Raw genomic sequence first — 12,821 nt, 5'->3', positions numbered from 1 at the left:
ATTATTATAGCTTGTTCTATTCTTCTATAGTTATATATCGCTTAATTGGAGCCAAAAGTAAACCCCTTACATAATACATATGTAATAAAGAGAACTTTCTGATAAAAAAAGGAATGACCATATTATATAAAAAAAGAGACCTTGCCGCTATAAGCAGAAGGTCTCTGTTCTTTTTGTATGATTCTATTCTAAGAAGTCTTTCAGACGTTTGCTACGGCTTGGATGACGAAGCTTACGAAGTGCTTTTGCTTCAATCTGACGAATCCGTTCACGCGTAACACCAAATACTTTACCTACTTCTTCAAGCGTTCTTGTACGTCCATCGTCTAGACCAAAACGTAGACGAAGTACATTTTCTTCACGCTCTGTTAAAGTATCCAATACGTCTTCTAACTGTTCTTTCAACAATTCATAAGCAGCAGCATCTGCTGGAGCCAAAGCATCTTGGTCTTCAATAAAGTCTCCCAAGTGAGAATCATCTTCTTCACCGATAGGCGTCTCTAACGAAACAGGTTCTTGAGCAATTTTCATAATCTCGCGAACTTTCTCAACACTTAGTTCCATTTCAGCAGCGATTTCTTCTGGTGTAGGTTCGCGTCCTAATTCTTGTAGTAATTGACGGGATACCCGGATTAATTTGTTAATCGTTTCTACCATATGCACAGGAATACGAATTGTTCTTGCCTGATCGGCAATCGCGCGTGTAATCGCTTGGCGAATCCACCAAGTTGCATACGTACTGAATTTGTATCCTTTAGTATGATCGAACTTTTCAACCGCTTTGATCAGACCCATATTTCCTTCTTGGATCAAATCAAGGAACAACATTCCACGTCCTACATAACGCTTAGCGATACTTACAACGAGACGTAAGTTAGCTTCAGCCAATCTACGTTTTGCTTCTTCATCGCCATCTTCAATACGTTTAGCCAGTTCCACTTCGTTGTCTGCTGACAATAGAGGAACACGACCGATTTCTTTCAAATACATACGAACAGGATCATTAATCTTGATTCCTGGTGGAAGAGCAAGATCATCGTCGAAATTAAATTCGCTATCAGAACTTTCACGATCTGTATTCGAACGCATCGTAATTTCTTCGTCGCCTTCATTGACAACTTCGATGCCCATATCACCTAATTGTTCGTAAAACTCATCAATTTGCTCGGAATCCTGGTCAAATGGAGCCAGTCTTTCCATGATATCTTTGTAATTCAGAGAAGATCTTTTTTTCCCAACCTCTATTAGTTGTTCTTTTACCTGATCTAATGTTAATTCAGTTTCTAATTCAGTATGCTGATCGTTCGCCATCTTTCGACTCCCTCCTCCCTAGAACTATCCGTACAAGACAATTACTGTCTTTCTAGGGCGATAATCTCACTTGCAATTTGTGCAGCACGTAAAAAATCACCTGATTTTTCAACGCGTAGCATTTCTTCTCTTTTTTGTTCCAATTGTTTCTGTTGTGGAAACTTTTTGATCTGTTGAATACAATCTTGCAAAACTTGCGCACTATCACCATGAGGTGTATCCATCATCAGGATTGAAGTCGCTGTTTTTTCTAACCGATCATCCTGAAGCGACGAAATAAATCGGCTTACATCCGGTGGCTTACCTTGTGCATAATAAGCATAAATATAGGAAGCAATCGCAGCATGATCAGCAATATTAAAAGCATCTCCCAAATGTTCTGATACATAAGTTGCTGCTTCAGCATCTTGTAGCATCATCGCAATCAGACGACGCTCTGCCGCATGATAAGCTGGTAACAGAGTAGGCGTACCCTGTGCTTTTCTAGAATTACCATTTCCAGAACTGCGATTCCCATTCTGTCCTTGTGGACGAGTCCTATTCAAAGTCTGACGCATCAAATTACAATCTTGCTTTAGACTTTCAAGCGATACGCCTACCTCTGTAGATAATTCTTTGAGGTATACTTCTCGCTCTGTCGGTGAAGAAAGCTGAGCAATCACTTTTAATGCTTCTTGAGCATAAGAGGCTTTGCCATCTTCTTCTAACAAGTTGTAATTTCGTTTTACATAAATGAGCCTGAATTTGGTTGTCGACACCGCTCCATCAATCACTTGGCTTGCAAAACGTTCCGCCCCATATGTTTTGATATACTCATCTGGATCAAGCCCATTTTGCAATAAAGCGATCTTGACGCGCATGCCTGCTTCTTCCAAAATCGGAATACTTTTGAGCGCTGCTGCTTGCCCGGCATTATCACCGTCGTAACAAATCACAACTTCTTCTGTGAGTGTTCTCATCAGTGAAGCATGATTTTCAGTAAGCGCTGTGCCCATTGTCGCTACACTATGTTGTACCCCCGCATCCCATGATGCAATCACATCACCGAAACCTTCCATCAATACCAGTTGCCCTTGCTTACGAATAGCTGACTTGGCAAGATTAAGATTATATAGAGTACGACTTTTGTTAAATAAACGACTCTCCGGTGAATTGAGATACTTGGGTTGCCCTTCTCCCAAGATTCTACCTGCAAATGCAATAATCCTGCCACTGCGGTTCATAATTGGAAACATAACCCGCCCGCGAAACCGATCTACATATCCAGAGCCATCTTGTTTGGAAGAAAGCAAACCACCTTTTTCCATTTCTTTGAGATCAAAAGAGCGCTTTTCAAAAAATTGAACTAGCGTATCCCAACGATCAGGCGCATAGCCAATTTGAAATTGATCAATCAGCTTATCCCCGAATCCACGGGCACGTAAATATTCCATTGCTGGTTTGCCATGTTCCGTATTTTTCAAAAGGTAATGAAACAACTTCGCTGTCCATTCATGAGCTTGTAATAAACGCTCAAGTTCTTGATCACGAGGAGCCACCCCTCCACCTTTACCATCCTGGAAAGGAATATGTGACTCTTCCGCCATCAATTTCACAGCTTCTGGAAATGAAAGCCCGTCAATTTCCATTCTGAACTTGATCGCATTGCCACCTGCACCACAACCATAACAATAAAAAATCTGTCGATCAGGTGTCACTGTAAAAGAAGGCGTTTTTTCGGAATGAAATGGACAGAGGCCTTTCATATATTTCCCCTGTTTGGTCAAATGAACATATTTGCCTACCGTATCAACAATGTCATTGTGCTGGAGTACAGCTTCAATAACCTCGTCAGGAATACCACCATTATGTCCGGTGCTCATTGTTACCACCTTCATCTCTTTTCACACGATACATAATATTCGATAACTAGGAGTCGATCTCCTGCAAATTTGTTAAAAGTTTTGTTAATTGCATCTGAAAATTTTTCTTATCTTCTGTGGTTAAAGGCTTAGGGCCCTTACCATACTTACCACTACGACGTGCTTTGGCTTGTGCATGACGACGTGCCAACAGAAATTCTATATTGTCACTATCAAATTCCATGCCGCGAAAAGAAAGGATGCGACATTGTTTGGCAAGTGCAATCGTCGCCAAACCATAATCTTGCGTGATCACAATATCTCCTGGACGTACATGATTCACAATATAGAGATCAGCACTCTGATCACTACGATCCACTTGAACTACAGATACACCTTCTTCGGCATATATCTTGTGATCAAAAGAAGACACCATTAACACAGGTGTATGAAACGTTCGTGCAGTCTCAGCAATTTCTGCTTTGACCGGACAAGCATCTCCATCCACCACGATCGTACGCGGGTGGAATGGCTTGTTACTTTCCAATGTCCATCCCCCCTCTCATTGGGACTTCATGTGGAGCATACGTTCGTTTATAAAAGTAGAAAATACGGAACGACAAGACATAAATGCCGTCGTTCCGTATAGCTGTATTTAGTCGTTCATTTAAAGTTATATCTGTAAATCTGTTATCTATCTTTTATTTAACCAACTTCGAGAAGTCTGCATAACTACGAATATCTTGATCAACCGCTGCTAGTAAAGCAAGACGATTTTCTCGTACAGCTTCATCTTCTGCCATAACCATTACTTGATCAAAAAAAGCAGTGATTGCCGGGCGTAAAGAAGATAATAACGCTAAAGCTTCTGCTGTACGATTCGCTGTTAGCAATGTATGATACTCTGTTGTCGCAGCTTGCCATGAAGCGTATAGTTCACGCTCTGCCGGTTCTACAAACAATGCAGGCTGTACAGCAACACCAGAAGATTTAGCTGCAAGATTAGATACGCGTCCGAAAGACTCGATCGTTAATTTGAAGTCTGGTGTACTTTGAACCACTTTCATTAGATCATGACCACGAGCAACAACAGAACCGATATGATTAAATCCTGATGCGATAACTGCATCAACCACATCATAACGAAGATCTTCAGACAATAATTTTTTCACACGAAGTCCGAAGAAGTCATATAGTTCTATACGTATTATATCGCAAGAACGTTTCATATTCCTTAAATTTTGATGAATATTTAAAGCAATATCAAATAATTGCTCTAATGTTAACGATAATTGGTGCTCAAGTAAGATTTGCACGATTCCTGCTGCTTGACGACGAAGTGCATAAGGATCTTGTGAACCGGTAGGAATAATACCGATTGAGAAACAACCCACAATCGTATCAAGCTTATCTGCAATACTTACAAGTGCTCCGGTTAATGATGCAGGAGCAGTTTCGCCTGCAAAGCGTGGTTGATAATGTTCAAAGATCGCACGCGATACTTCTTCACTTTCACCAGCTTTACGTGCATAATCTTCACCCATAACCCCTTGTAATTCAGGGAATTCATAGACCATTTGTGAGACAAGATCGAATTTACAAATATCTGCTGCACGGCTAACTGCTGTTGCTTGCTCAGGCGTCACATGAAGCTCTACTGCTAATTGATCTGCGATTTGACGAATACGACGTACTTTGTCGCCCACAGTTCCGATTTCTTCATGGAACACGATATTTTCTAACTTAGCAAGTGCGGTATCAATCTGTAACTTCTGATCTTCTTCATAAAAGAATTTGGCATCAGATAGACGAGCACGTAGTACTTTTTCATTCCCTTTAGCAATAATATCTAAAGAGCGATTATCCCCACTGCGTACTGTTACAAAATAAGGCAACAATTGACCTGCATCGTCCAGTACAGGGAAATAACGTTGATGTTCACGCATCGAAGTAATCAATACTTCTTGCGGAATATTCAGAAATGCAGGATCAAATGATCCGTACAATACAGTCGGCGTTTCGACTAGGAACAATACTTCTTCTAGCAAGTCTTCTTTGACATCGATATGCCAATTTTTTTCACTTGCTAAATGAGCGATCTGTGCGCTGATCATCGCTTCTCGTTCTTCGATATCAGCAATAACATGCTGTTCGCGCAATGCTTCTAAATACAACGTAGGCTCAGCAATTTCAGTCTCGCTACCCAAGAAACGGTGACCACGTGTCGTGCGTCCTGTGTGTACACCTGTAATTTCAAAGTCAATTACATCATGTCCCCATAATGCTACGATCCATTTGATTGGACGTACAAATTTGAAATCATGAGTGCCCCAACGCATATTTTTGGGGAACGTCATTGTTGTAATAATATTGCGTAACGCTTCAGCGACAATACTTTCTGTGCTGATACCGATACTGCTTTTTTGAGCATAAATATATTCAACGCCACTGAGTTCGCGGAATGTGAATGTTTCTGGATCTACGCCTTGACTACGTGCAAATCCAAGGGCTGCTTTACTCCAAGCACCAGTCTCATCTTGAGCGATTTTGCGAGAAGGGCCTTTCACTTCTTCATTGATATCTTCTTGCTTTTCAGCTACATCTTTGATCCAGACTGCAAGGCGACGTGGTGTTGCAAATGCTTTGGCATCTCCATGAGACAATCTAGAATCGTCTAACCATTTCACTGTTTTGTCCAGCAATTGATTCATCGCTGCACGTAAAAAGCGTGCAGGTACTTCTTCTAGTCCAATTTCAAGCAATATGTCTTTAGCCATGATTATGCATCTCCTTTCTTCAACATCGGGAACCCTAACTTCTCACGTTCTTCTAGATACGTCGCTGCTACTTGACGTGCTAGATTACGAACGCGTGTAAGATATCCTGTACGTTCGGTTACACTGATCGCTCCGCGAGCATCTAATAAGTTGAATGTATGTGAACATTTCAAAACGTAATCATAAGCAGGGAATACTAAATTTTGATCCATCGCACGCTTCGCTTCTTGCTCATACGTACTGAACAGGTTGAGCAACATAGCTACATCCGATACTTCAAATGTATACGTAGAATGTTCGACCTCTGGTTGATGGAATACATCACCATACGTAATGCCATTTACCCATTCTAGATCAAATACATTTTCTTTATCTTGAATATACGAAGCTAGACGCTCCATACCATAAGTGATTTCGACAGCTACTGGATTCGTCTCTATGCCACCGACTTGTTGGAAATACGTAAATTGAGTAATTTCCATACCATCTAGCCATACTTCCCAACCTAGACCTGCACAGCCTAGTGACGGATTTTCCCAGTTATCTTCTACAAAACGGATATCATGATCTAATGGATTAATCCCTAATTCTTTCAGACTATCCAGGTATAATTCTTGAATATTATCCGGTGAAGGCTTGATAATCACTTGAAATTGATGATGTTGATACAGACGGTTAGGGTTCTCACCATAACGACCATCAGAAGGACGACGGGAAGGTTCTACATACGCCACATTCCACGGTTCAGGTCCAATCGAACGTAGGAACGTCATCGGGTTCATCGTTCCTGCACCTTTTTCAGTATCATAAGGCTGTACAATAATACAGTTCTGCGCTGCCCAGAAATTTTGCAGTGTCAAAATCATTTGCTGGAAATTCATTGACATTACTCCTTTATCTTCATAGTTAATTCATCGATTCGCTGAATATGTATTATCTGCATCGCACGCAAAAAACTCCCGTTCCTACGCCTGATGTACAGACATAGGGACGAGAGTTGTATTCCCGCGGTTCCACCCTATTTGAAGACATTTGCATGTCATCCACTTTTCTATTCAGCTCATATGCTCGCGGATGCCATTGGGCACATGGTCGTCATCAGGCTTACACTATCCCTGACTCGCTATCTAAAGACGATGATCATCTGCTTACTAATCCGGTCAACGCATCATGTGTGTCGATAAGACACAAGTTATAACCTAGATCATATCTGACTTTATCTTATTCGTCAACATGGTTTTGAAGTGAAGTTTCATACTTATCCAATTGATCTAGAAAGCGGCGAGATTTTAATTTGAGCCCTAATTGGACTTCCATAAAAGCATCCATAATCTTTTTTAATTCTGCTTTGGTTGAATCTTTAACATCAATATTACCGAGACGACGAATATCCAATCGTGAAAATAAACGCAGTAATTTGAGCGTTCCTGGCGAGATTGCAAACGCTGCTGGATCTTGACGACGCTCACGCTCTGACAATATACCACCCAAGCCCGGACTTAGAAAAAACTTCCCTTCTGTTTCACCTGAAAAAATACAAGCATCCACTTGAGGTGCATATCCAGTCGCTTGCAAAATTTTCATTTCAAAAAGAGTTGTTAGTACAACAGGGTCTCTACCTTCGCCTAGAAACAAAAGAAACGCTTTGAGCTGATCAAACCAAAAACGTCCTGTTTCATTTTCTTGTAGTGCTTTATCGACCATCTCACATCCATACGCCGCATAGGCTGCTAAAAATACATCTTCACGTAACTTATGATTGGATTCGATAATCTCACCCTGATTAAGAGTGCCCAGACCTGTTCCATTGCGAATAAAAGAATATTCACCATACGTAAACGGTTGTATCATTGCACCATGACGGCTTTTGGGCTTTTTGGCTCCGCGTACAAAAATACCAATCTTACCATGTGTCTCTGTACATAAAGTAACAATTTTATTCCCTTCGCCATAATCCATGCTGCGGATGATAATCCCTTCCACCCTGTATAGCATGTCTCATCTCCCTATCTGATTATGAATATATTGCACTCTGAATTTAAAAGAAGCAGAGCATACAATTCTATGCTCTGCTATCATATATCTGGATTGCTGTTCTTTTTATTTATTAAACATATTTGCCTGTATATTAAGCATTACGATGGAAACCAAGATCTTTCAATACACTATCTTGATTACGCCAATCTTTTTTCACTTTGACCCATAGCTCTAAGAAAATCTTAGAACCTAGCAAATTCTGAATATCCATTCGTGCTTGTCTGCCCACTTCTTTCAATAATGCGCCTTGTTTACCGATAACGATTCCTTTTTGAGAATCACGTTCTACAAAGATCACTGCTGAAATATTAACTACACCGTTAGGCTCTACACTCATCGCTTCGATTGTTACAGCAATAGAGTGAGGAATCTCTTCGCGTGTCTGATTTAGAATTTTCTCACGAATCAATTCAGCACATACAAATTGCTCTGGATGATCTGTAATTTGATCGTCTGGATAGTACTGTGGACCTTCTGGTAAATACTTACCAATCTGCTCCATCAATGTATCTACGTTGTTGCCAAGCTTAGCAGAAATCGGAATGATTTCAGCAAATTCATGCAGTTTGCGATATTGGTCGATAATCGGCAACAACTGCTCTGGCACGACCTGATCAATTTTGTTGATCACTAGAAAAACAGGTGTTTTTACTTTTTTGAGATGTTCGATAATGAAGCGATCTCCGCCGCCTAATCCTTCTGCTGCGTCGACTAGAAAAAGAACAGCTTCTACTTCGCTAAGAGTGTTCAAAGCTGTCTGGTTCATAAAGTCACCTAATTTGGACTGACGCTTATGCACCCCTGGTGTATCCAAAAACACGATTTGCTTATCGTCTCTTGTAAATACGCCATGAATCTTATTACGTGTTGTTTGCGGTTTGTCAGACATAATCGCTATCTTTTGTCCAATTACCTGATTCATTAACGTGGATTTCCCTACATTTGGTCTGCCGACAATCGCAACAAAACCTGATTTAAAATTCTTTTTCGACATATCATTCTCCGTTCCAAGAGTTAGTATTCTCTGTAACTCCTGTTCATATTTGTAATGCTGTTGGTGATACAAGTCTGTGTATATAAAGTTCTCAACGATTCCGCTTACTTATTTAAATTCCACGGTCCAAACGCATGTGGCAACAACTCAGAAATAGTAGTCAACCGCGTATCGCCTTTCATATTGCCAAGCAATATCGGCATATCAGGATGACACAATTCCACCATTACCTGACGGCATACACCACAAGGAGCAATCGGTTCATCGGTATCTCCAACTACAGCCATCATTTGAAAAGAACCAGGTTGTTGTCCTTGAGCAATCGCACTGAACATTGCTGTTCGCTCTGCACAATTACAAGGAGTATACCCTGCATTTTCAATATTACAACCGTGGTACACTTGTCCATTACGATCAAGCAATGCTGCACCGACAGCAAAGTTAGAGTAAGGTACATATGCTTTAGCACGAGCAAGAATAGCTTCTTGTAATAATTGTGACGATTCCATTGTAATCCCCCTGAACATGTATCGTATTGATCGTTCCATACACTGCCTATTCTTATATATTACACGATTTAGACGTTTACGCCCACTAATCTACATCGTATTCTTGTATTCTTTGTTGAAAAAAACGATAAAATCCCCTCCTGACTCTGTTATTCAAGTCATTAGAGGGAATTTTATCGCTTGGTACGATGATCATTCATTTTATAAACCATGATAAAATCGGTTCTGCAAACACAATAATACCAATCACAATCGCAACAATAGATGAAATAAGAACGGCTCCTGCGGCGGCATCTTTCGCTTTTTTGGCAAAAGGGTGCCAATCAGGAGAGCTTAGGTCTACAGCAGCTTCAACACCGGTATTCATCAATTCCGCTCCGAGCACCATACCTATCGCTAGCGTTAGCAGCATCCAATCTACAGCAGATACATGACAGATGATTCCGGCGATAATGATGATACATGTAATCAATACATGAATACGAAAATTACGTTCTGTCCGAAAAGTGTCTGCAATTCCTTCTGCCGCAGAAAAAAATACGGCTCTCCACGTTCTTTTTTTCATCAGCGTGTCAATCCTGCTTGTTGTAATACCGCTTCTTGTTTACCCATCATTTCTGCTTCGGTCTCATCATCTTGATGATCATATCCTAATAGATGCAAAAATCCATGTACAAACAAAAAGCCTAGTTCTCGTTCCACTGAATGCCCGTAATCTTCACTCTGAGCAATAGCACGTGGAACCGAAATAATAATATCACCTAACATATCGCCTGGAAGTGGTGTGTCTTGTCCAGTCAATGCAGGATCATAGACAATATCTAATTCATCATCAAGCGATTCATGCATGGCAAAAGATAACACATCTGTTGGACGATCTATCCCACGATACTCTTTGTTCAGCTCATGAATAGCTTCATCATCCACAAAAGTAAGAGCGACTTCACCATCATTCACTTGTTCTTGTTCTCCTGCTTTTTGCAGAATCAGTTCAAGTGTAGTGATAAGCTCATCTGTAATCTCATATTTATTTTGTTCATTTTCCCATGCAAGCTGTAAACTCATGCTTTATTCTCCTTCTGATCCGGTTTCTTGATGTCTTCCGGATATTCAATACGAGAGTGGAATATACCCATCACTGCTTCTTTCAGCGTTCTGGCAACCACATCTAGTTCTTTCATCGTTAGATCACATTCATTGAATTGATTATCATCGACACGACCTTTGATAATTTTCTCAATCATCGTCTCGACTTGTTCTACTGTAGGTTTGCTCAGTGAACGCACTGCGGCTTCTACACTATCGGCAATACCGACTACAGCAGCTTCTTTGGTCTGAGCTTTGGGCCCTGGATAACGGAAATCATTTTCGGTGAAATCAGGTTCGATTTCTTGCTCTTCCGCTAGCTTCAAAGCTTTGTGATAAAAGTAATGCAAAAACGTTGTTCCATGATGCTGTTCTGCAATATCACGAATCGGTTTTGGCAATTTATATTCTTTTTGCATTTCCACGCCGTCACGAGCATGTGCAATAATAATCGATTTACTGAGCTTCGGATCAATACTATCATGTGGATTGCCAATATTGTTCTGATTTTCGATAAAATAACCAGGACGTTTGGTCTTACCAATATCATGATAATACGAACCGACCCGACATAACAATCCATCTGCACCTATCGCTTCTGCGGCGGCTTCAGACAGATTACCTACCATTACACTATGATGATAAGTACCCGGTGTCTCGATTAATAATTTACGCAATAATGGATGGTTCGGATTGGACAGTTCTACTAATTTGAGAGCAGATAAAATACCAAATGTCGTCTCGAAAAATGGCATTAAGCCGAGTACAAGTACAGTTGTTATTAATCCCCCAATACAAGCAAAACCAACAGCATACATCATAGACATACGTGTCCATTCTCCATCATTGAGTAAGACTAATGTCAAAACAGCAATCGCTCCAAAAAAGCAACTCATAATACCAGCTTTGAGAATCGTTGAACGTTGACTAGCACGATGAATACATTGAATCGCTGTAAACGAAACAACTAACGTGAAAAAGCCAAACTGATAATCAAACAATTCATGTTGACTCATATTCAAAATAATACTTGCTAGAATACTCATAATAATCGATGAAATATAAGCAAGCTGAATATCTAGCAACAATGTAATCAGCATCACAACAATCGCTGCCGGTACAAGGAATCCAAAGTACGGTGAATTTCCAATCTGCAAAATACGTACGAGATGGAGACAGATTACACCGATAACAAAAATAACAATCAACATCAACAGTTGTGAGTTATTGTAGCTTCTACCTTGGTGAATAGACTGACGCAAATACATATACAGTCCAAGTGTGATCAAAAAGGCAAATAACACCAAGCCCAGTTGAGGCCAATAATTCACATCATTTTTGAGCAGATCATTTTCATCCAGCAATGTATACATTTCCTGTGTGATTTTCTCACCTTTTGGCACAAGTACTTCACCTTGCTGAATATACACAGTTGGTGTGTTCTCACGAGCTTCTACTTTGGCTGCTCGGGTCGCTTCCTCATCGTAGAACTTGTTAGCTGTAAGCGTAGCACGAACAAGCTCCTGCACCACCTCACGAGCTGTACGGCTATTCAGTGAGCTGGTACTAACCAATTCAGCTACTTTGGCGCGTGCAGACTGCGCATCAGTAATCTGATCGCTCATTAAGCGAGACATAATCGATGTCGCTACTTGACGCATATCTTGTATTTCATCTGTAGATAAGCGCGGAATTTTGAGAAACGTTTCTTCAGGAATACTGTACGTTTGCTCACCGATCGTTTTTTGCATTTCATCTAACATTTTGTCTGAATATTTTCCTGCTTCACGGTTATTGCGAATAAAGTTAGCGATCGAGTTTTGCGCGCGTTGCGGAATCTCTTCGCTATAAATCTGTGCTTTATCTGCATTGGTAATCTGATCATCTTGATTCAGAGACTCAATTCGATCTAACATTTGCGAAATAACCGTTTCTCTACGCATCGATACAATCGCGTATACGGATTCTACTTGTTCAGCAGCAGCTTCTTGCGCCTGGAGCGTAGATTTGTTATTCGGAATCTGCATCGGAGCAATAATATCGCTATCGCTCACTGTACCGACCTGAATATCAAAGCGCTGTGGAAGCAGGTTAGGTGCCAGACTAACGTAAAGCACTATGAATAGTAAGACAAACATAGCATAACGTGTCATCCGGCTATTTTTCCAACCCGCTATCATAGAATCAAGTAAATTACGTGTAGACGGTTTTTTGGAAGTCATACATACAGCCCTCTCACTTCTGAATATTCAAAATGTGCGGTTTC

The 12,821-nt window shown here is 40.6% G+C and carries 11 protein-coding genes; all 11 read right to left on the bottom strand.

Annotated elements, in window-relative coordinates:
• Positions 1-183: 183 nt before the first annotated feature.
• Positions 184-1,311, bottom strand: coding sequence for an RNA polymerase sigma factor RpoD (gene rpoD / locus ACFSGI_RS05870; protein ID WP_204823245.1), 1,128 nt, complete (start codon positions 1,309-1,311; stop codon positions 184-186).
• A gap of 41 nt (positions 1,312-1,352) precedes the next feature.
• Positions 1,353-3,173, bottom strand: coding sequence for a DNA primase (dnaG, locus tag ACFSGI_RS05865; RefSeq protein ID WP_204823244.1), 1,821 nt, complete (start codon positions 3,171-3,173; stop codon positions 1,353-1,355).
• Positions 3,174-3,219: 46 nt separating this feature from the next.
• On the bottom strand, positions 3,220-3,699 hold the full coding sequence (locus tag ACFSGI_RS05860) for a YaiI/YqxD family protein (protein WP_204823243.1): 480 nt from the start codon (positions 3,697-3,699) through the stop codon (positions 3,220-3,222).
• A 154-nt stretch (positions 3,700-3,853) separates the two neighbouring features.
• Positions 3,854-5,929 carry a glycine--tRNA ligase subunit beta gene (glyS, locus tag ACFSGI_RS05855; protein ID WP_204823242.1) on the bottom strand — a complete coding sequence of 692 codons (2,076 nt, stop codon included), beginning with the start codon at positions 5,927-5,929 and terminating at the stop codon, positions 3,854-3,856.
• A gap of 2 nt (positions 5,930-5,931) precedes the next feature.
• A complete protein-coding gene (gene glyQ / locus ACFSGI_RS05850; RefSeq protein ID WP_069329826.1) occupies positions 5,932-6,810 on the bottom strand; it encodes a glycine--tRNA ligase subunit alpha in 879 nt (292 codons plus the stop codon).
• A gap of 340 nt (positions 6,811-7,150) precedes the next feature.
• Positions 7,151-7,924 carry a DNA repair protein RecO gene (gene recO / locus ACFSGI_RS05845; protein ID WP_204823241.1) on the bottom strand — a complete coding sequence of 258 codons (774 nt, stop codon included), beginning with the start codon at positions 7,922-7,924 and terminating at the stop codon, positions 7,151-7,153.
• A gap of 133 nt (positions 7,925-8,057) precedes the next feature.
• Positions 8,058-8,960 carry a GTPase Era gene (era, locus tag ACFSGI_RS05840; protein WP_204823240.1) on the bottom strand — a complete coding sequence of 301 codons (903 nt, stop codon included), beginning with the start codon at positions 8,958-8,960 and terminating at the stop codon, positions 8,058-8,060.
• 104 nt (positions 8,961-9,064) lie between these two features.
• Positions 9,065-9,469, bottom strand: coding sequence for a cytidine deaminase (gene cdd, locus ACFSGI_RS05835; RefSeq protein WP_204823239.1), 405 nt, complete (start codon positions 9,467-9,469; stop codon positions 9,065-9,067).
• A gap of 196 nt (positions 9,470-9,665) precedes the next feature.
• Entirely contained in the window at positions 9,666-10,034 is a 369-nt protein-coding gene (locus ACFSGI_RS05830; RefSeq protein ID WP_204823238.1) for a diacylglycerol kinase family protein, read from the bottom strand.
• Positions 10,034-10,534, bottom strand: coding sequence for an rRNA maturation RNase YbeY (ybeY, locus tag ACFSGI_RS05825; RefSeq protein ID WP_204823237.1), 501 nt, complete (start codon positions 10,532-10,534; stop codon positions 10,034-10,036). Before ybeY ends, ACFSGI_RS05830 begins: the two co-directional genes overlap by 1 nt.
• Positions 10,531-12,777, bottom strand: coding sequence for an HD family phosphohydrolase (locus tag ACFSGI_RS05820; RefSeq protein ID WP_204823236.1), 2,247 nt, complete (start codon positions 12,775-12,777; stop codon positions 10,531-10,533). Before ACFSGI_RS05820 ends, ybeY begins: the two co-directional genes overlap by 4 nt.
• Positions 12,778-12,821: the final 44 nt, after the last annotated feature.

It is taken from the genome of Paenibacillus nicotianae, from assembly GCF_042681745.1.
Classification (GTDB): domain Bacteria; phylum Bacillota; class Bacilli; order Paenibacillales; family Paenibacillaceae; genus Saccharibacillus; species Saccharibacillus nicotianae.
The sequence above is the reverse complement of the archived record's forward strand: the minus strand, read 5'-3'. Positions and strand labels throughout refer to the sequence as shown.

Coding starts and splice junctions, on each gene's coding strand:
- rpoD (WP_204823245.1), bottom strand. CDS start 1,311: ATGGCGAACGATCAGCATACTGAATTAGAAACTGAATTAACATTAGAT.
- dnaG (WP_204823244.1), bottom strand. CDS start 3,173: ATGAGCACCGGACATAATGGTGGTATTCCTGACGAGGTTATTGAAGCT.
- glyS (WP_204823242.1), bottom strand. CDS start 5,929: ATGGCTAAAGACATATTGCTTGAAATTGGACTAGAAGAAGTACCTGCA.
- glyQ (WP_069329826.1), bottom strand. CDS start 6,810: ATGAATTTCCAGCAAATGATTTTGACACTGCAAAATTTCTGGGCAGCG.
- recO (WP_204823241.1), bottom strand. CDS start 7,924: ATGCTATACAGGGTGGAAGGGATTATCATCCGCAGCATGGATTATGGC.
- era (WP_204823240.1), bottom strand. CDS start 8,960: ATGTCGAAAAAGAATTTTAAATCAGGTTTTGTTGCGATTGTCGGCAGA.
- cdd (WP_204823239.1), bottom strand. CDS start 9,469: ATGGAATCGTCACAATTATTACAAGAAGCTATTCTTGCTCGTGCTAAA.
- ACFSGI_RS05830 (WP_204823238.1), bottom strand. CDS start 10,034: ATGAAAAAAAGAACGTGGAGAGCCGTATTTTTTTCTGCGGCAGAAGGA.
- ybeY (WP_204823237.1), bottom strand. CDS start 10,534: ATGAGTTTACAGCTTGCATGGGAAAATGAACAAAATAAATATGAGATT.
- ACFSGI_RS05820 (WP_204823236.1), bottom strand. CDS start 12,777: ATGACTTCCAAAAAACCGTCTACACGTAATTTACTTGATTCTATGATA.